At 69.8% G+C, this 22,069-nt stretch carries 24 protein-coding genes; 21 read left to right on the plus strand and 3 right to left on the minus strand.

Annotation, left to right across the window (positions count from 1 at the left end):
• Positions 1 to 11 precede the first annotated feature (11 nt).
• Positions 12 to 2,216, plus strand: coding sequence for a glycogen debranching protein GlgX (glgX, locus tag EER34_RS10610; protein WP_127475621.1), 2,205 nt, complete (start codon positions 12 to 14; stop codon positions 2,214 to 2,216).
• A gap of 1 nt (position 2,217) precedes the next feature.
• Here the strand turns inward: glgX and map are convergent, their stop codons facing one another.
• Positions 2,218 to 3,000: a type I methionyl aminopeptidase gene (map, locus tag EER34_RS10615; protein ID WP_127474650.1), complete on the minus strand. Its 783-nt coding sequence runs from the start codon at positions 2,998 to 3,000 to the stop codon at positions 2,218 to 2,220.
• 116 nt (positions 3,001 to 3,116) lie between these two features.
• On the opposite strand from map, the gene EER34_RS10620 reads away from it, so the two are divergent.
• The 9 genes from EER34_RS10620 (at position 3,117) to EER34_RS10660 (ending at position 10,300) form a co-directional block, all read left to right on the plus strand.
• A complete protein-coding gene (locus EER34_RS10620) occupies positions 3,117 to 3,611 on the plus strand; it encodes an MFS transporter permease (protein WP_127474652.1) in 495 nt (164 codons plus the stop codon).
• 169 nt (positions 3,612 to 3,780) lie between these two features.
• Positions 3,781 to 4,128, plus strand: a complete 348-nt coding sequence (gene rplS / locus EER34_RS10625) for a 50S ribosomal protein L19 (protein WP_127474654.1) — start codon at positions 3,781 to 3,783, stop codon at positions 4,126 to 4,128.
• 167 nt (positions 4,129 to 4,295) lie between these two features.
• Entirely contained in the window at positions 4,296 to 5,075 is a 780-nt protein-coding gene (gene lepB / locus EER34_RS10630; protein ID WP_127474656.1) for a signal peptidase I, read from the plus strand.
• Positions 5,072 to 5,731 (plus strand): ribonuclease HII, encoded by a 660-nt coding sequence (locus EER34_RS10635; protein WP_127474658.1) that lies wholly within the window; start codon positions 5,072 to 5,074, stop codon positions 5,729 to 5,731. Before lepB ends, EER34_RS10635 begins: the two co-directional genes overlap by 4 nt.
• A gap of 64 nt (positions 5,732 to 5,795) precedes the next feature.
• Entirely contained in the window at positions 5,796 to 6,119 is a 324-nt protein-coding gene (locus EER34_RS10640) for a DUF2469 family protein (protein WP_127474660.1), read from the plus strand.
• A gap of 115 nt (positions 6,120 to 6,234) precedes the next feature.
• Positions 6,235 to 6,603: a YraN family protein gene (locus EER34_RS10645; RefSeq protein ID WP_127474662.1), complete on the plus strand. Its 369-nt coding sequence runs from the start codon at positions 6,235 to 6,237 to the stop codon at positions 6,601 to 6,603.
• Positions 6,600 to 8,126, plus strand: a complete 1,527-nt coding sequence (locus EER34_RS10650) for a YifB family Mg chelatase-like AAA ATPase (protein WP_127474664.1) — start codon at positions 6,600 to 6,602, stop codon at positions 8,124 to 8,126. Before EER34_RS10645 ends, EER34_RS10650 begins: the two co-directional genes overlap by 4 nt.
• Positions 8,123 to 9,313 carry a DNA-processing protein DprA gene (gene dprA / locus EER34_RS10655; protein WP_127474666.1) on the plus strand — a complete coding sequence of 397 codons (1,191 nt, stop codon included), beginning with the start codon at positions 8,123 to 8,125 and terminating at the stop codon, positions 9,311 to 9,313. Before EER34_RS10650 ends, dprA begins: the two co-directional genes overlap by 4 nt.
• Positions 9,314 to 9,385: 72 nt before the next feature.
• Positions 9,386 to 10,300: a tyrosine recombinase XerC gene (locus EER34_RS10660; protein ID WP_127474668.1), complete on the plus strand. Its 915-nt coding sequence runs from the start codon at positions 9,386 to 9,388 to the stop codon at positions 10,298 to 10,300.
• A 9-nt stretch (positions 10,301 to 10,309) separates the two neighbouring features.
• Here EER34_RS10660 and EER34_RS10665 read toward each other — a convergent pair whose 3' ends face one another.
• On the minus strand, positions 10,310 to 10,876 hold the full coding sequence (locus EER34_RS10665; protein ID WP_127474670.1) for a murein hydrolase activator EnvC family protein: 567 nt from the start codon (positions 10,874 to 10,876) through the stop codon (positions 10,310 to 10,312).
• 306 nt (positions 10,877 to 11,182) lie between these two features.
• Here EER34_RS10665 and rpsB point away from each other — a divergent pair, with 306 nt between their 5' ends.
• The 9 genes from rpsB to EER34_RS10710 all read left to right on the plus strand — a co-directional run bounded on the left by rpsB (position 11,183) and on the right by EER34_RS10710 (position 18,005).
• Complete coding sequence (gene rpsB, locus EER34_RS10670; protein WP_240642279.1) at positions 11,183 to 12,121, plus strand: 30S ribosomal protein S2; 939 nt, start codon at positions 11,183 to 11,185, stop codon at positions 12,119 to 12,121.
• A 111-nt stretch (positions 12,122 to 12,232) separates the two neighbouring features.
• Positions 12,233 to 13,060 carry a translation elongation factor Ts gene (tsf, locus tag EER34_RS10675; protein ID WP_127474672.1) on the plus strand — a complete coding sequence of 276 codons (828 nt, stop codon included), beginning with the start codon at positions 12,233 to 12,235 and terminating at the stop codon, positions 13,058 to 13,060.
• 83 nt (positions 13,061 to 13,143) lie between these two features.
• A complete protein-coding gene (gene pyrH, locus EER34_RS10680) occupies positions 13,144 to 13,863 on the plus strand; it encodes a UMP kinase (RefSeq protein ID WP_127474674.1) in 720 nt (239 codons plus the stop codon).
• A gap of 51 nt (positions 13,864 to 13,914) precedes the next feature.
• Positions 13,915 to 14,469, plus strand: coding sequence for a ribosome recycling factor (frr, locus tag EER34_RS10685; RefSeq protein ID WP_127474676.1), 555 nt, complete (start codon positions 13,915 to 13,917; stop codon positions 14,467 to 14,469).
• 7 nt (positions 14,470 to 14,476) lie between these two features.
• Entirely contained in the window at positions 14,477 to 15,607 is a 1,131-nt protein-coding gene (locus EER34_RS10690; RefSeq protein ID WP_127474678.1) for a phosphatidate cytidylyltransferase, read from the plus strand.
• Complete coding sequence (locus tag EER34_RS10695) at positions 15,604 to 16,167, plus strand: DivIVA domain-containing protein (RefSeq protein WP_127474680.1); 564 nt, start codon at positions 15,604 to 15,606, stop codon at positions 16,165 to 16,167. Before EER34_RS10690 ends, EER34_RS10695 begins: the two co-directional genes overlap by 4 nt.
• A 58-nt stretch (positions 16,168 to 16,225) precedes the next feature.
• Positions 16,226 to 16,960, plus strand: a complete 735-nt coding sequence (locus EER34_RS10700) for an aggregation-promoting factor C-terminal-like domain-containing protein (RefSeq protein ID WP_420845972.1) — start codon at positions 16,226 to 16,228, stop codon at positions 16,958 to 16,960.
• Positions 16,961 to 16,965: 5 nt separating this feature from the next.
• A complete protein-coding gene (locus EER34_RS10705; RefSeq protein WP_127474682.1) occupies positions 16,966 to 17,250 on the plus strand; it encodes a hypothetical protein in 285 nt (94 codons plus the stop codon).
• Between the two features lie 26 nt (positions 17,251 to 17,276).
• Positions 17,277 to 18,005, plus strand: a complete 729-nt coding sequence (locus EER34_RS10710; RefSeq protein ID WP_127474684.1) for an alpha/beta hydrolase — start codon at positions 17,277 to 17,279, stop codon at positions 18,003 to 18,005.
• Positions 18,006 to 18,033: 28 nt separating this feature from the next.
• On the opposite strand, the gene EER34_RS10715 is transcribed toward EER34_RS10710, so the two are convergent.
• Positions 18,034 to 19,101: an AI-2E family transporter gene (locus tag EER34_RS10715; RefSeq protein ID WP_127474686.1), complete on the minus strand. Its 1,068-nt coding sequence runs from the start codon at positions 19,099 to 19,101 to the stop codon at positions 18,034 to 18,036.
• Between the two features lie 177 nt (positions 19,102 to 19,278).
• Here EER34_RS10715 and EER34_RS10720 point away from each other — a divergent pair, with 177 nt between their 5' ends.
• Complete coding sequence (locus EER34_RS10720) at positions 19,279 to 21,090, plus strand: DUF8094 domain-containing protein (protein ID WP_205791568.1); 1,812 nt, start codon at positions 19,279 to 19,281, stop codon at positions 21,088 to 21,090.
• Positions 21,087 to 22,031 (plus strand): tetratricopeptide repeat protein, encoded by a 945-nt coding sequence (locus EER34_RS10725; RefSeq protein WP_127474690.1) that lies wholly within the window; start codon positions 21,087 to 21,089, stop codon positions 22,029 to 22,031. Before EER34_RS10720 ends, EER34_RS10725 begins: the two co-directional genes overlap by 4 nt.
• The last annotated feature ends 38 nt before the right edge of the window (positions 22,032 to 22,069 follow it).

Consider the following 22,069-nt stretch of genomic DNA (forward strand, 5'->3'; position numbering starts at 1 on the left):
CGGACATGCCCCTGCACACCTGGCCGGGATCGGCCTATCCGCTCGGAGCGACCTTCGACGGGAGCGGCACCAACTTCGCGCTGTTCAGCGAGGGCGCCGAGCGCGTGGAGCTCTGCCTGTTCGGCGACCGCGGCGCCGAGACCCGCCTGGAGCTGGGCGAGGTCGACGCCTACGTATGGCACGCGTACGTGCCGAACATCCAGCCCGGGCAGCGCTACGGTTACCGTGTCCACGGGCCGTACGATCCCGCGAGCGGCCACCGCTTCAATCCGAGCAAGCTCCTCCTCGATCCGTACGCGAAGGCGGTTTCGGGTGCGATGGAGTGGGGTCAGTCCGTGTACGGCTACGACTTCGGCGATCCGGACTCGCGCAACGACGACGACTCGGCGAGCGCGATGATGAAGGGGGTCGTGGTGAACCCCTTCTTCGATTGGGCCGGCGACCGCCGACCGCGCATCCCGTACTCCGAGTCGCTCATCTATGAGGCGCACGTGCGCGGTCTCACCCAGCGGCATCCGGCGATCCCGGACGAGATGCGAGGGACGTATAGCGCACTGGCGCACCCGGCGATCATCGAGCACCTCACCAAGCTCGGAGTCACCGCCATCGAGCTCATGCCGGTGCACCAGTTCGTCGACGATTCCGTGCTCCAGGACAAGGGGCTCTCCAACTACTGGGGCTACAACACGATCTCGTTCTTCGCGCCGCACAACGCCTACGCCGCCACCGGCGAGCGCGGACAGCAGGTGCAGGAGTTCAAGGCCATGGTGCGCGCGCTCCACGCGGCCGGCATCGAAGTCATCCTCGACGTCGTCTACAACCACACGGCGGAGGGCAACCACCTGGGCCCGACGCTCTCGATGCGGGGCATAGACAACGCCGCCTATTACCACCTCGAAGACGACGACAAGCGCTTCTACACCGACTACACCGGCACCGGGAACAGCCTGAACGTCCGCAACCCCCACGCGCTGCAGCTCATCATGGACTCGCTGCGGTACTGGGTGCTCGAGATGCACGTCGACGGATTCCGCTTCGACCTCGCCGCCGCCCTCGCACGGGAGTTCTACGACGTCGACCGGCTGGCGGCGTTCTTCGAGCTCGTCCAGCAGGATCCGGTGGTCTCCCAGGTGAAGCTCATCGCCGAGCCCTGGGACGTCGGTCCGGGCGGATATCAGGTCGGCAACTTCCCGCCGCAGTGGACGGAGTGGAACGGGAAGTACCGCGACACCGTCCGCGACTTCTGGCGCGGAGAGCCGCAGGCTCTCGGCGAGTTCGCGTCACGACTGACCGGGTCCGCAGACCTCTACGAGCACTCGGGACGCCGGCCGGTGGCATCCGTCAACTTCGTCACCGCGCACGACGGCTTCACGCTGCGCGACCTCGTGTCCTACAACGACAAGCACAACGAGGCCAACGGTGAGGACGGCCGCGACGGCGCAGACGACAACCGGTCCGACAACTTCGGCGTCGAGGGGCCGACCGACGACCCGGCGGTGCTCACCCTCCGGGCCCGGCAGCAGCGCAACTTCATCGCGACCCTGCTGCTGTCGCAGGGCGTGCCGATGCTCCTGCACGGCGACGAGCTCGGCCGCACCCAGGGCGGCAACAACAACGGCTATGCGCAGGACAACGAGACGACGTGGGTGGATTGGGATGCCGTGGACCGGCCGCTCCTGGAGTTCACTGCCGCGCTCGCGCGGCTGCGGCGGGACCACCCGACATTCCGTCGTCGCCGGTTCTTCGAGGGCCGCCCGGTCGCGCGCCCCGCAGGCGCGCCGGTGCAGGACATCGCGTGGCTGCGTCCGGACGGCAGCCTCATGCAGCCGGAGGACTGGGACTCGGGGTTCGGTCGAGCCGTCGGGGTGTTCCTCAACGGGGGAGGCATCCGCGAGCGCGATCGCCGCGGAGAGCAGATCCGGGATCGGCACTTCATCGTGCTCTTCAACGCGGGTGACGACATCATCGACTTCCACATCCCGGTGGTCGAGTACAGCCCGGATTGGGACGTCGTGATCGACACCGCGGGGGAGTGGGCCGACGCCGATCTGCTCCGGCCCGGCGCCACCCTCCGCCTCGAGGCGAAGACGCTCGTGGTGCTGCGCGAGCACGCAGACGCCGAGGACGAGGTGGACCACTCGGTCGCGGCCTCGCTCGCTGCCCTCGCCGGGTCGCGGACGCCGTCGCACGCTCCTTCGGCGGAGCTGCGGACGTGAGTCAGGCGACTCCGAGCCAGGAGCGGTCGGTCAGCACGATCGGGCCGTCCTCGGTGATCGCGACGGTGTGCTCGGCGTGTGCGCCACGCGAGCCGTCGGCGGAGCGGAGGGTCCAGCCGTCGGGGTCGGTGACCAGCTCGTCGGTGGTCAGGAGGAACCACGGCTCGAGCGCGACGACCAGGCCCGCGCGCAGCGGGTAGCCTCGCCCGGCCTTCCCGTCGTTGGGCACGTGAGGGTCGCCGTGCATGATGCGGCCGACCCCGTGGCCGCCGAAGTCGGTGTTGATCGAGTAGCCGTCGCCGTGCGCGACGGCCGCGATCGCGGCGGAGATGTCGCCGATGCGGTTCTGCACGATCGCCGCCTGGATCGCGGCCTCCAGAGCCCGCTCCGTCGTGTCGATCAGTGCGAGGTCCTCGTCGCGGGCGGTGCCCACGACGAACGAGACCGCGGAGTCGGCGACCCAGCCGTCGACCGAGACCGCGAAGTCGAGCGACACCAGGTCGCCGTCGCGCAGCGCATAGTCGAAGGGGAGTCCGTGGAGCACCGCGTCGTTGACCGACGTGCAGATCACCTTCCCGAACGGGCTTGCGCCGAACGACGGGTGGTAGTCGATGTAGCAGGACTCTGCCCCGGCTCGTCGGATGAGCTCGTGCGCGCGGCGATCGATCGAGAGGAGGTTCGTTCCGACCTTGGTCTCGTCGCGCAGCGTCGCCAATGTCTCTGCGACGAATCGCCCTGCGGGCTTCATCGCCTCGATCTCGGCGGGTGTGCGCAACTCGATCATCCGTCTCCCTTTCGTCCCCTCCATTGTGTCTGACGGGAGGGCGCGGGGCTGGGAGGATGCTCCGCGACGCGCACGAGGCGTGCCGCTCGGTCGTGGACGGGCGTACGATTCACAGCATGTGGCTTCGTCGTGGATTCTTCGGCTGGATGATTCCCGCCGCATTCGTCCTGCCGCTGTGGCTTCTCGTGGGGTGGGCCGTGTTCAACGCCGGGGGCTGGGCGTTCCTCTGGGTGCTGTTCCTCGCGATCCCGGGCGTCTTCCTCTGGCAGCTGCTGCTGACGCTGCTCGTGCGCGCTCGAGGCACCGTGCGCGCCCATCGCGCAGTGTCGTGGTGGGACGTCCTCGGCTTCACCGTGTGGCACCTCCTGGTCATCTCGCTCGGGTTCTTCGACCAGGCGTGGTGGGCGCCTGTGATGGTCGTCACCGTCCTGGTCGGCGTCGGACTGTTCTGGCTCGAGCTGTGGCAGCTGTGGAGCGAGGCGAAGCCCTCCCGCATGGTCATGCACACCGTCGACGGCGTCGCGTACCTCCCGCCGATGCAGGAGCGCACGGAGGCTTCCGTGCAGGAGGTCATCATCGTGAGCGAGAAGCAGGGCCCCACCGCGCCCTGACCCGTTTTGGCCGGGCGCGGCATCCATGGCAGAATGGATCTTTGTGCCCTGACCAGGTTCTGCCTCAGGGGAATCAGCCATGCGGCTTCCCGCCGTCGGCCTCGGGCACACGACATCCTTTCCATCACTTCCCGCGGTCGACCTGTGGCGGCCGCAGAGAGAAACGATCATGCAGATCCTCGACTCCGTCGACGCAGCATCGCTGCGCTCCGACATCCCCGCCTTCGGTCCCGGCGACACCGTGAAGGTGCACGTGAACATCACCGAGGGCAACCGCTCGCGTATCCAGGTCTTCCAGGGCGTCGTCATCGGCCGCCAGGGCGACAGCGTCCGCGAGACCTTCACGGTCCGCAAGATCAGCTTCCAGGTGGGCGTCGAGCGCACCTTCCCGGTGCACAGCCCGGTGATCGACCACATCGAGGTCGTCACCCGCGGTGACGTCCGTCGCGCGAAGCTCTACTACCTGCGCAACCTCCGTGGCAAGAAGGCCAAGATCAAGGAGAAGCGCGAGAACTGAGTTCTCCGTCACGAAGCCCCGGTCCGATCTCGGCCGGGGCTTCGTCGTTCCCGGAGAGTCCCTGGAAACGTCCCGCGAACTCTCGTCCGCGGCACGTCGCGTGCTCCGGAATGTGGGAACCTTGTGAAGAGGCTCTCCGATCCGCGGTGTGCCGGTGAAGGATCCGCATGACCTCCGAGAAGACGGCCCCGGCCGAGCCGGCCCCCTCTTCCGGTTCCGGCGGCGATGCGACCATCCATCGCCGCAGGCGCGGGTGGCTGACGTTCCTCCGCGACGTCGTCGTGATCATCCTGATCGCGGTCCTCGTGTCGTTCCTGGTCAAGACGTTCCTGGTGCGGTCGTTCTACATCCCCTCGGGGTCGATGAAGGAGACGCTGCACATCGACGACCGGATCCTCGTGGACGAGATCACGCCCCGGTTCGGCGGCTACGACCGCGGTGACATCGTCGTGTTCCAGGATCCCGGCGGATGGCTGCCCCCGAGCACCGAGCCGGCCCGGCCGCCGGTGATCGAGGCGATCGACTGGGCTCTGGCGCTCGTCGGCCTGTCGGCGCCCGACAGCGACGACCACCTCGTCAAGCGCATCATCGGGCTCCCCGGCGACCATGTGGTGTGCTGCAACGCGCTCGGTCAGATCACCGTCAACGGCGTGCCGATCGACGAGACCGACTACATCGTCGTTCCGACGGGGGAGTCCGCGGCGTCCGGCGATCCGTTCGACGTGATCGTGCCGGAGGACAGCCTCTGGGTGCTCGGCGACAACCGGTACCAGTCGAAGGACTCGCGCTACAACCAGGACCAGCCCGGCGAGGGATTCGTCCCGGTCGAGAACGTCGTCGGCCGCGCGTTCCTCGTCACCTGGCCGCTCGACCGATTCGGGCTCCTCGACTTCCATCACGACGACTTCGCGGGCGTTCCCGACCTCCCGGAGGAGCCCGCGCCATGACGGTGGCGGAGCCGCGCCTGACGCTCGAGCGACGGCTCCTGCGGGAGCACGCGCTCGTCATCGCGTGCGACGAGGTGGGCCGCGGCGCACTGGCCGGACCCGTGGCCGTCGGCGCCGCCGTGATCGACGCGCCCCGCTCGCGCAAGCACATCCCCCAGGGGCTGCGCGACTCGAAGCTCGTGCCCGAGCTCCGCCGCGCCGATGTGGCGGCGCGGGCAGCCGCATGGGTGTCTGCGAGCGCGGTCGGCTGGGCGAGCTCGGCCGAGATAGACGAGATCGGCATCATGCGCGCGCTCGGGCTGGCCGCGATCCGCGCCCTCGCCGACCTCCGTGCGCACGGCGTGGTGCCCGAGGATGCGATCGTCCTCCTCGACGGGAACTACGACTACATCACTCCGGCGGGCGGCACGGGGCTGCGGATCACGCCGGTGATCAAGGCCGACCGCGACTGCGCGTCGGCGGCCGCGGCATCCGTCATCGCCAAGGTGGCGCGCGATGCGCTCATGACCGAGCTGCACGACGAGCTCCCCGCCTACAACTGGGCGCGCAACAAGGGCTACGCGAGTCCCGACCATCGTGATGCGATCCGCGAGCACGGGATCAGCGCGCACCACCGTGCATCCTGGTCGATCGCCGAATCGCCGACGCTCTTCTGATGACGGGCGATCGTCGACGCACGTGGGTCGCGGCATCCCGTCACGCCCATAGGATGGACTCACCATGGATGACGAAGTCTTCGAAGACTACGACCGTGAGCTGGAGCTCGCGCTGTACCGCGAGTACCGCGACGTCGTCTCTCAGTTCCAGTACGTGATCGAGACCGAACGACGGTTCTACCTCGCGAACGAGGTGAACGTCGTGCGGAAGGACACCGAGCACGACTTCTACTTCGAGATCTCGATGGCGGACGTCTGGGTGTGGGACATCTACCGCGCCGATCGCTTCGTGAAGGCCGTCCGCGTGCTGACCTTCAAGGACGTCAACGTCGAAGAGCTGCAGCGCCGCGACTTCCACCTCCCCGAGGAGCTCTCGCTCGACACCTGAGCGCCTTCGCGTGCCCCGCGGTCGCCCCTCCTCCCCAGCGAGGCGGCACGAACGGCTGTGAACGGATGCCTCGGCCCTCCCGCTCGCAGCCGGCCGGCCGCGTCACGATCCCTTCATGGCACAGAAGGATGCGCTCGGACGGGCGGGTGAAGACCGGGCGGCACGGTACTTCGAGGATCAGGGGTATGCCGTGCTCGCGCGCAATTGGCGCTGCCGCACCGGCGAGATCGATCTCATCGTCTGTCGTGGCCGCCACGTCGTCGTGGTGGAGGTCAAGACCCGGCGCGGTGAGGGATTCGGTCACCCGTTCGAGGCGATCGACGCCCGCAAGCGCGCGCGCCTCTGGCGACTCGCCGCGGCATGGACGGCCGAGAATCGCGACGCGGTGCAGGGCCGACGCCTGCGCATCGACGCGATCGGCCTGACGGGCGCCGATCCGCGGACCGCGCGTCTCGAGCACCTCGTCGACCTCGAGGTCCCGTGAGCGTCGCGCGCACGTGGGCGATCGCGCTCGTCGGGGCGGAGGGGGAGCGCGTCGAGGTCGAGGCGGATCTGTCGAACCAGACGCCGGAGTTCAAGATCATCGGCCTCCCCGACAAAGCCCTCGCCGAGGCCGTGCAGCGCGTGCACAACGCGTGCGCGAACAGCGGGATCGCGCTTCCGCGGCGTCGGCTCACGGTCAATCTGTCGCCGGCCAGCCTGCCGAAGCAGGGCTCGGGCTTCGACCTCGCGATCGCGATCGCATCGCTCGCGACAGAACTGCCGATGGATGCCGCGTCCGTCGCCGCGACCGTGCACCTGGGCGAGCTGGGGCTCGACGGTCGCCTGCGGCCGATACCCGGTGTGCTCCCCGCCGTCGTCGCCGCAGCGCGAGCGGGCCACCGCGTGGTGGTCGTGCCGTGGGCGAACCGAGCCGAGGCGGAGCTCGTCGACGGGGTGGAGGTGGTCGCGGCGGTGAACCTCGCTCAGGTGGCGGCATGGCACGGAGCTGACGTGACCGTGCCCGACGACGATCCGGTCGCGCAGCCCGACGACGAGCCCCCCGTGCAGGATCGCCTCGACCTCGCCGAGATCATCGGGCAGCGCGAGGCCGTGGAGGCGCTCGTCGTGGCGGCGGCGGGCGGCCACCACCTTCTGATGTGCGGACCTCCGGGGGCGGGCAAGACGATGCTCGCCCGGCGCCTGCCGGGAATCCTGCCTCAGCTCGACGACCGCGCCGCGCTCACGAGCGCGTCCATCCGCAGCCTCTCCGGCGCGCGCGTGGTCGAACTGTCGCGCACTCCGCCGTTCGAGGCGCCGCATCACAGCGCGAGCGTGGCGGCCCTCGTGGGCGGCGGGTCCCGCACGGTGCGCCCCGGAGCCATCGCCCGCGCGAGCGAGGGCATCCTCTTCCTCGACGAGGCGGGAGAGTTCCAGGCGAGCGCTCTCGACGCGCTGCGTCAGCCGCTCGAGAACGGGTCGATCACCATCCACCGGTCGGGTGCGAGCGCGGAGTTCCCTGCGCGGTTCCAGCTCGTGCTCGCGACCAATCCCTGCCCGTGCGGCGACTACGGCATCCGCGGCGGCACGTGCACGTGCCCGCCGGCGGCGATCCGCCGGTACCTCGGCCGCCTGTCCGGGCCGCTTCTCGACCGTATCGACATCGAACTGACACTCGCTCGGGTGTCGGTCGCGCAGCGTGAGACAGGGCGGCCCGCCATCACCTCGGAGGTCGCGCGGCGGCGGGTGGTCGAAGCGCGGGAGCGCACGGCGCGGCGCCTTGCAGGCACCCACTGGCGCCTCAACGCCGAAGTGCCGGGGGCGTGGCTGCGTGAAGGACCGCGCGCCCCGACGGCGGTCGTCCGCCGTCCGCTCGACGCCGCTCTCCATCGCGGCGCTCTGACGCTGCGCGGGTACGACCGCGTGCTGCGGGTCGCGTGGTCGCTCGCAGATCTCGACGAGAGCCCGCAGCTCGACATCGACCACATCGGTCGTGCGCTGTACCTGAAGAAAGGACTCGCCCTGTGACCGTCTTCGACCTCTCGCCGTCGACTGCCCGCCGCGCCCTGGGTGACCTGCTCGCCCCAGAAGCCTCCGACGCTGTGGCCGTGGAGCGGTACGCCACCGTCGTCTGGTGCCACCTCGTCGAACCGGGCGACTCCGTCGCCGGTCGCCTCGTCGCCGAGCGGGGCGCGACGGGCGCGCTGCGGGCGGTCCTGGCGGGCGACGCCGGAGGCGTGGTCGGCGGGGGAGAGTTCTCCGCGGCACGAAGGAGATGGATGCCTCGGCTCTCGGCCGACGCCGTGACCGATGGGCTGCGCGGAGCGGCGAAGGCCCGAGCAGTGCTTGTGGCGAGAGGCGATGCCGAGTGGCCCGCACAGCTCGACGACCTCGGGGCGCACGCGCCGATCTGCCTCTGGGTGCGGGGCGACCCCTCGCACCTGACGAGGCTGGCACCGTCGGTGGCGATCGTGGGCGCACGCGCCGCGACCTCCTATGGCGACCACGTCGCCCTCGAGCTCGCCGCAGACCTCGCGGCGAGCGGCATCCCGGTGGTGTCGGGCGGTGCATACGGTGTCGACGGCGCCGCGCACCGCGCCGTGCTCGCCGTCGGCGGTCTCACGGTCGCGCTGCTCGCGGGCGGCGTCGACCGTGCCTACCCGGCCGGTCACACCGACCTCATCGAGCGCATCGCCGGCTCCGGCGCGGTGGTGAGCGAGGTTCCGTGCGGCTCGACGCCCACGAAATGGAGGTTCCTGCAGCGCAACAGGCTGATCGCCGCCCTCGCCGACGCCACCGTCGTCGTCGAAGCCGGGTGGCGCAGCGGCTCCCTCAACACCGCCGGGCACGCGGCCGCCCTATCGCGCGGGCTCGGCGCCGTGCCGGGTCCGATCACCTCGGCGGCGTCGGCCGGAACACACCGGCTGCTGCGCGAGTACGACGCGCTCTGCATCACGAGCGCCGCCGACATCCGGGAGATGCTCGGGCTCGGTGCCGGTGATGGTGCGGTGCCGTCCGCCGACGGACGGGCGCGCACCGACGACACGACGCGCGTCCGCGACGCGCTGAGCCCCCGCGCCTGGCGCGACGCGGGCGACGTGGCACGGCGCGCGGGGATGGCCGCGGACGACGTCGAGGCCATCCTCGGTCTGCTCCACCTCGAAGGGGCGGTCACCCGAGGGCCTTCCGGCTGGCGCATGGTGCTCAGCGGCTGAGGCGTCACGCCGCGCCCGTGCCGGACGGTGTGCCGTCCTGCGGAGCGGACCGCGACGCGGCAAGCTGGGCGCATGAGGATCGGACAGGCGGCGCAGGCGTACCTCGCGCACCTGGCCGAAGTGCGACGGATGTCGTCCGCCACGGTGCGGGCGTACCGTTCGGATCTCGCCGACCTGTCAGCGACCGCCGGCGACGTCGACCTCTCTCTGATCGACCTCGAGCTCCTGCGCGAGTGGCTGTGGCGGGCGACGCAGCGAGGGGACGCCCGCTCGACGATCGCGCGACGCACGTCGTCGGCGCGCGGCTTCTTCGCGTGGGCGGTCGACGAGGGCGTGATCGCCGCAGACCCGAGCCTCCGCCTGGTCGCACCGAAACGCGGACGGACTCTGCCCAAGGTCGCGACGACAGACGCCCTGGCCGGGATGCTGGACGCCCTGGGCGCTGCCGCCGTCGATGGCGATCCGCTTGCACTCCGCGATCACGCCCTGCTCGAGCTCCTCTACGGCGCGGCAGTGCGCGTCTCCGAGCTCTGCGGGCTCGATGTGGGCGACATCGACCAGAGCCGCCGCACCGCCCGTGTCTTCGGCAAGGGGGCGAAGGAGCGCGTGGTGCCGTTCGGCGGCGCCGCCGCGCGAGCACTCGATGCCTACCTCGTGCGAGGACGGCCGGTGCTGCTTGCGCGGCGGCCGGACCCGTCGCACACCGGAGATACGTCGGCGGTGTTCCTCGGCGCGCGCGGCGCGCGACTCGGCCCACGCGCGGTCTACGACGTGGTCGCACGCGTCCTCGGGCCCGAGCTCGGTGCCGCCGTCGGCCCCCACGCGCTGCGCCATTCGGCAGCGACGCATCTGCTCGACGGCGGAGCGGATCTCCGTGCCGTGCAGGAGATGCTCGGACACGCGAGCCTCGGGACCACGCAGATCTACACCCACGTCTCGAGCGAGCGGCTGACCGCGACGTACCGGCTCGCGCACCCTCGCGCCTGACGCCGGCGCTCAGCAGCAGGGGAGCAGTACCGCGCGAGGCACGCCTCCGAGCAGCAGCATCGGGTTGATGTACTCCCCGTGCAGTCGCACGCCGAAGTGCAGGGCACCAGGGGCGGCATGGCCGCCCGCCGACGTCGTCCCGACGACATCGCCCGACGACACCTCTGCGCCCGCCACAAGAGCGGTCTCGACGGGCTCCAGCGTCGTGACGAGCCCGCCGCCGTGATCGATGGTCAGGATGCCGCGTCCCGCCACCGGACCGGCGAAGGCCACGGAGCCGGCCGCGGGCGATCGCACCGCCGCTCCCTCGGAGGGCCGCAGGTCGACACCGCGGTGGCCGGGTCCGTACCGATGGGCCGGCGCGACGAACGGCGCCTCGAGCCGGAAAGCGGTGAGCGGCCATGCCCACCCCCGGCCGACAGGTCGGGACTCGGATGGCGGAGGGGCGCCGGGGGCGCCGTGCGCCGCACCGGTGGCGTCGCCGATGCCGGCGATCAGGAGCCCGGCGACGACACCGGCGATTGCACGCCGTCGGCGACGGAGGGATGGACGGTCGGAGCGGGACGGACGGGTCATGGAGCGACAGTCCCACCCGAACCCGTGATCCGATTCCCGACGAGTCGCAGCGGTGGATGGCGTCTGCGACCGCAGCGCGGGGGAGAAGGCGCTGCTGGTACACTGGATCCGCACCCCGCTCGTCGGGGTGACTCCGCGTGCCCACAGCACCGCAGCGGTCCGAAGGACCCCGCGATGCGGCATCCACTCCCAACGGTCTCACAGAGCATCTGTGAGCGGGCGTGTGCCGGGCACCAGGCTCGCCGGCCCTCGCCGGCGCGAACACAACCGCAAGAGGCGCGTGAGCGCCAGAACAGGAGAACGGCCATGGCCGTCGTCACCATTCGCCAGCTGCTCGACAGCGGCGTGCACTTCGGGCACCAGACCCGCCGGTGGAACCCGAAAGTCAAGCGCTTCATCCTCACCGAGCGCTCGGGCATCCACATCATCGACCTGCAGCAGTCGCTGACGTACATCGACAAGGCGTACGAGTTCGTCAAGGAGACGGTCGCCCACGGCGGCACCATCCTCTTCGTCGGCACCAAGAAGCAGGCGCAGGAGATCGTCGCCGAGCAGGCGACCCGCGTCGGCCAGCCCTACGTCAACCAGCGCTGGCTCGGTGGCCTCCTCACCAACTTCCAGACGATCTCCAAGCGCCTCGCGCGCATGAAGGAGCTCGAGGAGCTCGATTACGAGACCCCGGCGAACAGCGGCTTCACCAAGAAGGAACTGCTGATCAAGAAGCGCGAGCTCGACAAGCTGCACAAGTCGCTCGGCGGTATCCGCAACCTGCAGAAGACGCCGTCGGCGATCTGGGTCATCGACGCCAAGCGCGAGCACCTCGCGGTCGATGAGGCCACGAAGCTCGGCATCCCGGTCATCGGCATCCTCGACACGAACGCCGACCCGGACGAGTTCCAGTACCCGATCCCCGGCAACGACGACGCGATCCGCTCCGTGAGCCTGCTCACGCGCATCATCGCCGACGCCGCGGCCGAGGGCCTCATCCAGCGTCACCAGCCCACCGACGAGTCGGCCGATGCCGAGCCCCTCGCCGACTGGGAGCGCGAGCTGCTCGAGCAGGGCGCAGCCGAAGAGGTCGCCGAGGCGGTCGTCGAGGCCGTCGTCGAGGCTGAGGCCGCCGAGGGTGTCGAGGTCGTCGAGGTCGATGTGACCGAGGTCGTGACCGAGACCGCCGATGGCGTCGAGGTCGAGGTCGTCGAGGTCGACGTCGTCGAGGCCGACACCGAGGCCGCCGACAAGTAATCGGCGACGCCGCATGAACTCCGCCTCGGCGGGATCGGACTGAGCCCCGCGCCCAGGACGATCCCGCCGAGGCATCCCCCTGAACTCACCACAATCAAGGAGCCGCCACCCATGGCAAACTTCACGATCGCCGACATCAAGGCGCTGCGCGACCAGCTCGGCACGGGCATGGTCGACACGAAGAAGGCGCTCGAAGAGGCCGACGGCGACGTCGAGAAGGCCGTCGAGATCCTCCGCCTCAAGGGCGCGAAGGGCAACGCCAAGCGCGCCGACCGTTCCACCAGCGAGGGCCTCGTCGCCGCACGCGAGCAGGACGGCAAGGTCACGCTGATCGAGCTCGCCTGCGAGACCGACTTCGTCGCGAAGAACGACCGCTTCATCGCTCTGGCCGACAAGGTCGCCGATGCCGCCGCAGCCGTGGCCGCAGACTCGGTCGAGGCCGCCCTCGCGGCGACCGCCGGCTCGCAGACCGTCGCCCAGCTGATCGACGACGAGGCCGCCATCATCGGCGAGAAGGTCGAACTGCGCCGCGTGCGCACCCTGTCGGGCGACCACTTCGAGATCTACCTGCACAAGACCAGCAAGGACCTGCCCCCGCAGGTCGGCGTGGTGCTCGCCTACTCGGGCGACGACGCCGAGACCGCTCGCAGCCTCGCTCAGCACATCTCGTTCGCGAACCCGTCCTACCTGTCGCGCGACGAGGTCCCCGAGGCCGATGTCGACAAGGAGCGCGAGATCGTCACCGAGATCTCCCGCAACGAGGGCAAGCCCGAGGCCGCGCTGCCGAAGATCGTCGAAGGCCGCGTCAACGCGTTCTTCAAGCAGGTCTCCCTGCTCGACCAGGACTACGCCAAGGACAACAAGCTGTCCGTGGCGCAGGTCGCCAAGGACGCAGGTCTGACCCTGACGGGCTTCGCCCGCTTCAAGGTCGGCGCGTAGCACCTCGAGAAGGCCCGCATCGGATTCCGGTGCGGGCCTTTTCTCATGCCCTTCGGTAGTTTGTCCCCAACGAGAGGATCGTCGTGATCAATGAGACCACCGGGCGCCGCCGCGTCCTCCTGAAGCTGTCGGGCGAGGCGTTCGGCGGAGGCCAGCTCGGCGTCAACCCCGACGTCGTCAGCCAGATGGCCCGCGAGATCGCCGAGGCCGTCGATCGCGTCGAGATCGCCGTGGTCGTCGGCGGCGGCAACTTCTTCCGCGGTGCGGAGCTCAGCCAGCGCGGCATGGACCGCGGCCGTGCGGACTACATGGGCATGCTCGGCACCGTGATGAACGCCCTTGCGCTGCAGGACTTCCTCGAGCAGGCCGGCGCCGCGACGCGCGTGCAGTCCGCCATCTCGATGACGCAGGTCGCCGAGCCGTACATTCCGCGCCGTGCGGAGCGCCACATGGAGAAGGGCCGCGTCGTGATCTTCGGCGCCGGCGCCGGACTGCCGTACTTCTCCACCGACACGGTCGCCGCGCAGCGCGCGCTGGAGATCGACGCGCAGGAGGTGCTCGTTGCGAAGAACGGCGTCGACGGCGTCTACACCGCTGATCCGAAGAAGGATGCCTCGGCCACCAAGATCGATCGGATCACCTACCTCGACGCGCTCCAGCGCGGTCTCAAGGTCGTCGACTCGACCGCGTTCAGCCTCTGCATGGACAACAAGATGGACATGCGCGTGTTCGGCATGGAGCCGGCCGGCAACGTCACCCGGGCGCTGCTCGGCGAATCGATCGGCACGCTGGTCACGGCGTGAATGCCACCGCTGAGTAGACTGATCAGGCCCCACCCCGATGAAGGAGACACAGTGATCGCGGACGTCTTGGCCGATGCCGGAGCGCGCATGGACCGCGCCGTCGAGGCTGCGAAGGAGGACTTCGCGACGGTTCGCACCGGGCGTGCCAACCCTCAGCTGTTCCAGAAGGTCCTCGTGGACTACTACGGAACTCCGACGCCGCTCGCGCAGCTCGCGTCGATCAACAGCCCTGAGGCCCGGTCGCTCATCATCACGCCCTACGACAAGTCGGCGCTGAAGGCCATCGAGCAGGCGATCCGCGACATCCCGAACCTGGGCGTCAATCCGACCAACGACGGCAACCTCGTGCGCGTCACCATGCCCGAGCTCACCGAGGAGCGCCGCAAGGAGTACGTCAAGCTCGTCCGCTCCAAGGGCGAAGACCACAAGGTGCACCTGCGCGGCATCCGGCGCAAGTCCAAGGACGACCTCGACTCCCTGAAGAGCGAGATCGGCGAGGACGAGCTTGCTCGTGCCGAGAAGGAGCTCGACGCCCTCACGCGCGCGCACGTCGATGCGATCGACGAGGCACTCAAGCGCAAAGAGGCCGAGCTTCTCGAGGTCTGAGGTCTCGATGGCCGACGCATCCGGTGAAACGCCGGGGGGAGACGAGTCCCTCCCCGACGTTCCGCTGACGCGCCGTGAGGCGCAGGCTCGCCGAGAGAACGACTCCGAGATCGACGCGCCCGAAGAGTCGGGCGAGGCGCTCCTCGTCGCACCGGAGGTGCCCGTCCGACCGTCCCTTCCGGTGTCGGAGGACTCCGGACCGGTCATCCAGTCCCACATCCGAGCAGCGCGCTCGGAGTTCGAGAACCAGGTCGCGCACGCGCGGGCCGAGTTCGAGGAGGCGAACGAGCGGATCAAGCAGCGCACGGGTCGCGATCTCATCCTCGCGATCCTCATCGGCGTGGCCGCAGGCGCGCTGCTTCTCAGCTCGCTGATCTTCGTCAAGGAGCTCTTCCTGGTGTTCGCGCTGGCGGCGGTGCTGCTCGGCGTGTTCGAGTTCTCGAGGGCGCTCGTCGCCGCCGGCCGCAAGGTCGATCTGATCCCGCAGCTGGTCGCCGGCGGGATCGTCGTCCTCTCGGGCTTCTTCTTCGAGCTCTGGCTGCATTGGGTCGTCGTGTTCGTCGCAGTGGCGGTGGTCGTGGTCTGGCGGCTGCTGGTCCAGATGGCCTCGCACGACGGCCGCACGTACGGAGCCGTCCTCGGCGACGTGCTCATCGGCGGCTTCGTCCAGCTCTATGTGCCGTTCTTCGGGAGCCTGTGCGTCGTGCTGCTCGCGCAGGACGGCGGCGAATGGTGGGTGCTCGCGTTCATCGGCGTCGTCGTCGCGGCCGACACCGGAGCGTACGCCGCAGGGCTGTCGTTCGGACGGCATCCGATGGCTCCCCGCATCAGTCCCAAGAAGACCTGGGAGGGCTTCGCGGGGGCGTTCGCCGCAGCGGTGCTCGCCGGCGTGCTCCTGGGCATCTTCATGCTCGGGCTGGACTGGTGGATGGGTGTGGTCATCGGCATCGTGATCCTGGGCACGGCGACCGCCGGCGATCTGGGAGAATCGATGATCAAGCGCGACCTCGGCATCAAGGACATGAGCTCGTGGCTGCCGGGACACGGGGGAGTGCTCGACCGGCTCGACTCGATCCTGCCTTCCACCGCGGCGGCGCTCGCCCTCTACTACCTCTTCACCCCCCTGGTGGCACAATGACGACTGCACAGACATCGCCCAAGGCGGCCTTCCCGGAGACACACGGGCGCGAGAAGGGCTATCAGAAGCGGGCCGTCGACGACTTTCTGTCGCGCGCGCGCGATGCGTTCGAGGTCGGCGGCGAGCCCCTCACCGCGATGGATGTGCGGCAGGTCGCCTTCCCGCTCGTTCGTCACGGCTACGTGATCGCCTCGGTGGATGCCGCGCTCGGACGGATCGAAGATGCCTTCGCCGCGCGCGAGCGAGACGCCGCCGTCGCGCAGGCGGGGGCGCGCGCCTGGGTCGGACAGACGCGGGAGGCCGCCCAGGCGGTGCTCGACCGGTTGGCGCGGCCGCGCGGACAGCGATTCGATCGGGTGTCTGCGCTGCGCTACGGATACCGGCGCGACGAGGTCGATCTCGTCGCCGACAAGGTGTCGCGCTTCCTCGAGTCGGGGGACTCCGTCACCGTCGAGCAGGTGCGCTCGGTCGCCTTCCGCATGCAGCGCGGGGGCTACAACGAGGCACAGGTGGATGCGGTGCTCGACACCGTGGTCGAGGTCATGCTGGCGGTGGGCTGACCCTCGCGGGAGAGCCCGGATGGAACCTGCGTCCGACGATCGGTAGACTCGGGGAACTGTGACTTCCGGAAACGAGCTGATCCCCACCCGGCGCACCCGCCGTCAGGATGTGTCGACCGCCGCGACCACCACCGTCGTGGCGCCCCGGCGACAGGCCGTTCCGAAGCAGCGCTGGTCGCGTCGTCGCGGCGTCCTGGGCGTATTCGCGGCCTTCGCCGCGGTCGGATTCGTGGCTGCCTACGTCGGCCCGACGGGAATGGCGATGTCGCAGGCGAACGCCGAGGAGGCGGCGCCCATCACTCTCTACGCGAGCTCGCTGGGCGACGTGCAGACCCTGGCCGCCGATGAGACCGCCGAGGCGGCGGCCGCACGCGATCTCGGTCGCGGCGACTACTCGGTGTACGTGAAGCCAAAGCCGAAACCGGTCGTCGTGGAGGCATCGGGATCGTCCTCGTCGAGCGGCTGGGCACCCCCGTTCGTGACACCCGACCCCGGCACCGCGCAGGCCATCGCGTACGACATGGTGAAGGCGCGCGGCTGGGGCGACGACGAGTTCTCGTGCCTCGTCGCCCTGTGGAACAAGGAATCCGGCTGGCGCGTCAACGCGTACAACGCGGGGAGCGGCGCGTACGGGATTCCCCAGGCGCTGCCCGGCAGCAAGATGGGAAGCGCGGGTGCGGACTGGGAGACCAACCCCGCGACGCAGATCTCGTGGGGCCTCGGCTACATCGGCGGCCGCTACGGCACGCCATGCGGAGCGTGGGGCCACTCGCAGAGCGTGGGCTGGTACTGACCGCGATGCCGCGGTCGAACCGCCGTCGTCCCGACTCGAGCGGCGACGATTCGTTCGAGCGTCTCCTTGCCGGCTGGAAGCGCAGCGAGGTGCGCCGCGGTGCGGAGTGGACGGTCCAGCCCGTCTCCGCGGCCCAGGCGCAGAAGAGCTACATCTGCCCCGGATGCGGCCGCTCGATCGACGTCGGCGTGGCGCACCTGGTCGCATGGCGCGCCGACGGCGTGCTCGGAGACCGCGCCGATCTCGCCGCACGCCGGCACTGGCATCAGCATTGTTGGAAGACGGCCTGACGGCCCCGCCCGGAAGATCGGTCGACATGGAGATCCGCGGACCGCTGCTTCTGCCCGCGCACCGCGAGCAGATCGAGCTCGAGACGATCGACGGGCTGACGCTGGTCGGCGAGCTCGCCCTTCCGGAGCATCGCGAACCCGTCGCGACGCTCGTCACACTGCATCCGCTGCCCACCGCCGGTGGCTTCATGGACTCCCACATCCTCCGTAAGGCGGCCGGGCGGCTGCCGGCCCTCGCGGACCTCGCGGTGCTCCGGTTCAACACCCGCGGAACGAGCTCGCCGCGCGGCACCAGCGACGGCGCATTCGACGGGGGCCGTGCCGAGGCGTTCGACCTCGCCGCAGCCATGGACTTCGTCCGCGAGCGCGGCCTGCCGCGCCCGTGGCTCGTCGGCTGGTCGTTCGGGACCGAACTGGCCCTGAAGTACGGGCGCGACCACGGTGTGGAAGGGGCGGTGCTCCTGTCGCCTCCGCTTCATCGGGCGACGGACGAGGAGATCGCGGCGTGGGCGGGCGACGAGCGGCGCCTCATCGTGCTCGTTCCCGAGTTCGACGACTACCTGCGGCCGGATGCCGCCGCCACCCGATTCGCGAGTGTGCCCGAAGCCGTGGTCATCCCCGTCGAGGGCGGCAAGCACCTCTGGGTGGGCGAGAACCAGACCCGTCGCGTTCTGACCGAGATCGTCGCGGCCGTCAACCCCGACGCGCTGCCTCTCCCGACGGAGTGGGACGGACCGGTCGTCGCCGACGTCTGATGAGCCGCGGCGGGGACGCGGCATCCGCTCAGCGTTCGTTCTGGCGGGGAATCACGACCTGCCGGTAGATGATCAGGAGGCTGGCCGCCACGGGGATGGCGACGAGCGCGCCGAGCAGGCCGAGCAGCGCACCGCCGGCGAGCGCCGCGATCACGACGACCGCGCCGGGCACCGCGACCGCACGACCCATGATGCGCGGCGAGATCACGTACGCCTCGATCTGCATGTAGATCAGGTAGTAGATCGCGGCGATGAGGGCCGTGGTGGGTGAGCCCAGACCGAGGCAGATCAGGACGATGATCGTCGATCCGGTCAGCGTTCCGACGAGGGGGATCAGCGAGAAGAAGAACGCGATCACGGCGAGCACTGCGGGGAACGGCGCGCTGATGATCGACAGGAAGATCGCGCTGAGCACGCCGTTGATCACACCGAGGCTCAGCTGCCCGATGACGTAATGGCCCACGGAGTCGGTGATCTGCTCGCCGAGGTCGATGAAGCGCGCGCGCTTGGAGGCGGGCACCAGCTGGTAGACGGACCGCTTCAGGCTCGGCGTCGATGCGGTGAAGTAGATCGTCAGGATCAGCACGATGAAGGCGCCGGCGAGGCCCGCGAGGATCGAGCCGCCGATCGCGATGATGCTGCTCCCGATCTCGCCGCCGATCGCGCCGACGTCGAGCCCGGCGTACCAGTCCTCGATGTAGCCCCACAGCTCATCGACGTTGAGCGCGGGGAAGACGTCGCCCAGCCAGTTCTGGATCACGCCGACCGGGTCGTCCCAGGCGCCGCTGCTCACGATCTCTTCGATCGCCACGACCAGCTGGCCGATCTGCTGCACGATTATCGGGATGACCATCAGGATGATCCCCGCGAACGCCGCGAGGACGGCGAGGATCGTGATGAGCACGGCCGCCCAGCGCGGGAGCTTGCGCCGCTCCAGCCACGCGACCACCGGGTCGAGGCCGAGCGAGAGGAACAGGGCCGTTCCGACGTACAGCAGGATCGTCGACAGCGTCTGGATGCTCCCGATGAACACGAGTCCGAGCCCCACACCGAGTGTCGCGACGAACGCGACCCGGAACGGATTGTGCACCCTCATGCGACCTCCCGACGCCGTCGGCCCGATCGCCGATACCTGTCTCGTCAGGATACGCATTGAAGACGCCCAGCCAGGCGAACGCTCCCTCCCGGTCGCCTTTCAGGTCACTTTCGCTAGTCTGAAATGTCGAGTCGAGGGTCCGAGCCGTCCGGCGGGACCTGTGAAAGGTTGTTCTTCGTGCGTTTCGTGTGGGCCGTGGCGGCATTCGTGCTCGCCGCCGTGATGATCGGTGCGGGCATCGCCCAGCGAACGATCTTTCAAGGACCGGACACCGACATCGTGGCCATCGCGGTGGAGGAAGAGGCTCCGTATCTCCTCGTCGACGGCGAGGTGCTCAATGAGCTCCCCGGCGCGCAGACGCTTCGCGCGCAGGGTGAGGGAGAGATCTTCGCCGCGTACGGGCGCACGGCCGACATGCAGGCCTGGCTCGTCGACACGCCGTACAACATGGCGACCCTCGACGGCGACGGCGAGATCACCACGGAGCCGGTGCAGCCCGAGACCCCCGTCGAGTCGACCGACGTCGCTGCCGGCGAGGCCGCGGAGGAAGTGGTCGCGCGCAGCCCGATCGGCTCCGACCTCTGGCTCGACGAGTACCAGCAGAGCGACATCCTCATCGCGCCGCTCCAGCTTCCGGCAGACATGAGCGTCCTGGTGGCCTCCGACGGCACGCTTCCGGCGCCGGCGAACGTCTCCGTGTCGTGGCCGATTCCGAACGCCACGCCGTGGGCCGGGCCCCTCATCGTGGGCGGCGGCATCCTCATGGCGGTCGGCGTCCTCCTCTACATCCTCGGCATCCGCCACGCGCGTCGCTCCCGCGGTCCTCGCCGCAAGGGCCTGCCGCTGCCGGTCACCGAGCCGATCGATCTCTCGGTCGACGGCGTCGACAAGGGAGTGATCAGCTCCACGCCCGCGACGCGACGATCGCTGACCGGCGGCCGTCGCGCGTTCGCCGTGCTCCCCGTGGTCGCCGTGTCGGCGCTCCTGTTCACCGGCTGCTCAGCGGACGCCTGGCCGGAGCTCGGGCCGACACCGACCCCGACCCCGTCGGCGACGGTCATCGAGCAGGAGGGCCAGCAGGCGCCCGCCGTGACCAAGCCGCAGGCGGAGCGCATCCTGTCCCGCATCGCCGCGACGGTCGCCGATGCGGACGCCGCGATGGATGAGCAGCTCGCGGCGACGCGCCTCGACGGGGCCGCCCTCGCCGCGCGTGCGACGAACTACAACCTGCGCGCTGCGCTCCCCGACCACGCCGCACCCGCGGCGATCCTCACGAAGCCGCTCGAGATCGTGCTGCCGCAGGCGAACGACTCGTGGCCGCGTTCCGTGCTAGCCGTCGTCGACGACGAGGAGACCAAGACCTCGAGCATCATGGTGCTCACGCAGCAGGACGCCTGGGCGCCCTACAAGCTGTCGTACACGGCGAGCCTCGAGGCGTCCACCACGATGCCCGATCTCGCCCCCGTCTACATCGGCGCCGTGCAGCCCGCGCCGGACTCGCCCTTCCTCGTGATGGCGCCGGAGGATGTCGCCGCGGCGTACGCCGACATCATCAACAAGGGCGAGGAGAGCGAGTTCTACGACATGTTCGAGGTCGAGGGCGACCAGCTTCGCGTGAGCATCGCCGCGGACCGCCAGCGCCGGCTCGACAAGTTCAACGAGACCGCGGACGGGACCGGCAGCATGGCGTTCTCGTCGGGACCCGGCAAGTACGGCCCGTTCGCGCTGGCGACGGTCGAGAGCGGCGCGATCGTCGCGGTGAACATCAACGAGACCGATACCGTGAAGCCGACCAACGAGGGAGCCGTGATCAAGCTTCCGGAGAACGCGACCGTCAAGGCTCTCGCAGGTGCGGCGGAGAGTGCGACCGGCTTCCTGACCACCTTCACCGACCAGGTATTCTTCTATGTCCCGGGGCAGGGATCGACCGACAAGATCCGCCTGCTCGGCTACTCGTCCGACATCCTCGATGCAAAGGTGATCAAGTGACCGATGCCGCCTCCGGTGCCGCCCTGCGCGGCGCCGTCGACCTCTCGGCACTGCGAAACAGGCCGGCTCCGACGCAGGCGGCGGACGCTTCCGGTCCCGAGGCGCGCGCCGCAGTCCCGTCTCTCGTGATGGACGTCACGGACGACACGTTCGCACAGATCCTCGAGCTCTCGCGCACGGTCCCGGTCGTGATCGATCTGTGGGCGGAGTGGTGCGGTCCGTGCAAGCAGCTCAGCCCGGTGCTCGAGCGCGTCGTCACCGAGCTCGACGGACGGCTCGTCCTCGCGAAGGTCGACGTCGATGCGAACCCCCAGCTCTCGCAGGCGTTCCGCGCACAGTCGATCCCGATGGTGGTCGCACTGGTCGCCGGACAGCCTGTGCCGATGTTCACCGGCGCGGTGCCCGAGCAGCAGGTCCGCGAGGTCTTCGCACAGCTGCTGCAGCTCGCGGCGCAGAACGGCGTCACCGGCACGGTGAGCGTGGACGGGGATGCTCCGGGCGACGCCCCCGAGCCCGTCGAGGCGCCGCTCCCTCCGCTGCACGCCGAAGCGTTCGAAGCCATCGAGGCGGGCGACTACCCGCGTGCCGTCGCCGCGTACGAGAAGGCCATCGCCGAGAATCCACGGGACGCGGACGCCCGGGCCGGCCTCGGCCAGGTCCGCCTCCTCGACCGCGTGCAGGGCGTCGACCTGCACGCGGCCCGCGCGGCCGCGGCCGCAGCTCCGGCCGACGTCCACGCGCAGTTCGCGGTCGCCGACCTCGACGTCGCGGGCGGGCACGTCGAAGACGCCTTCGGACGTCTGCTCGAGCTCTTCGCACAGCTGCCGTCCGACGAGCGTGCGCCGGTGCGCGAGCGGCTGCTCGAGCTCTTCGCGCTGGTGGGCGACGGCGATCCGCGCGTCATCCGCGCACGAGGCCAGCTCGCCTCGCTGCTCTTCTGACCACGTGACAGGGGCGGCTCCGCATTGCGGAGTCGCCC

This window comes from Microbacterium sulfonylureivorans, from assembly GCF_003999995.1.
Taxonomy (GTDB): domain Bacteria; phylum Actinomycetota; class Actinomycetes; order Actinomycetales; family Microbacteriaceae; genus Microbacterium; species Microbacterium sulfonylureivorans.

Excerpts from the sequence above, each read along its gene's own strand:
- rpsB (WP_240642279.1), top strand. The coding sequence starts at position 11,183 with ATGGCCGTCGTCACCATTCGCCAGCTGCTCGACAGCGGCGTGCACTTC.
- map (WP_127474650.1), bottom strand. The coding sequence starts at position 3,000 with ATGATCGAGTTGCGCACACCCGCCGAGATCGAGGCGATGAAGCCCGCA.
- EER34_RS10640 (WP_127474660.1), top strand. The coding sequence starts at position 5,796 with ATGGATGACGAAGTCTTCGAAGACTACGACCGTGAGCTGGAGCTCGCG.
- EER34_RS10690 (WP_127474678.1), top strand. The coding sequence starts at position 14,477 with ATGGCCGACGCATCCGGTGAAACGCCGGGGGGAGACGAGTCCCTCCCC.
- EER34_RS10620 (WP_127474652.1), top strand. The coding sequence starts at position 3,117 with ATGTGGCTTCGTCGTGGATTCTTCGGCTGGATGATTCCCGCCGCATTC.
- EER34_RS10715 (WP_127474686.1), bottom strand. The coding sequence starts at position 19,101 with ATGAGGGTGCACAATCCGTTCCGGGTCGCGTTCGTCGCGACACTCGGT.
- rplS (WP_127474654.1), top strand. The coding sequence starts at position 3,781 with ATGCAGATCCTCGACTCCGTCGACGCAGCATCGCTGCGCTCCGACATC.
- EER34_RS10705 (WP_127474682.1), top strand. The coding sequence starts at position 16,966 with ATGCCGCGGTCGAACCGCCGTCGTCCCGACTCGAGCGGCGACGATTCG.
- lepB (WP_127474656.1), top strand. The coding sequence starts at position 4,296 with ATGACCTCCGAGAAGACGGCCCCGGCCGAGCCGGCCCCCTCTTCCGGT.
- tsf (WP_127474672.1), top strand. The coding sequence starts at position 12,233 with ATGGCAAACTTCACGATCGCCGACATCAAGGCGCTGCGCGACCAGCTC.
- EER34_RS10710 (WP_127474684.1), top strand. The coding sequence starts at position 17,277 with ATGGAGATCCGCGGACCGCTGCTTCTGCCCGCGCACCGCGAGCAGATC.
- EER34_RS10635 (WP_127474658.1), top strand. The coding sequence starts at position 5,072 with ATGACGGTGGCGGAGCCGCGCCTGACGCTCGAGCGACGGCTCCTGCGG.
- EER34_RS10660 (WP_127474668.1), top strand. The coding sequence starts at position 9,386 with ATGAGGATCGGACAGGCGGCGCAGGCGTACCTCGCGCACCTGGCCGAA.
- EER34_RS10645 (WP_127474662.1), top strand. The coding sequence starts at position 6,235 with ATGGCACAGAAGGATGCGCTCGGACGGGCGGGTGAAGACCGGGCGGCA.
- EER34_RS10695 (WP_127474680.1), top strand. The coding sequence starts at position 15,604 with ATGACGACTGCACAGACATCGCCCAAGGCGGCCTTCCCGGAGACACAC.
- EER34_RS10665 (WP_127474670.1), bottom strand. The coding sequence starts at position 10,876 with ATGACCCGTCCGTCCCGCTCCGACCGTCCATCCCTCCGTCGCCGACGG.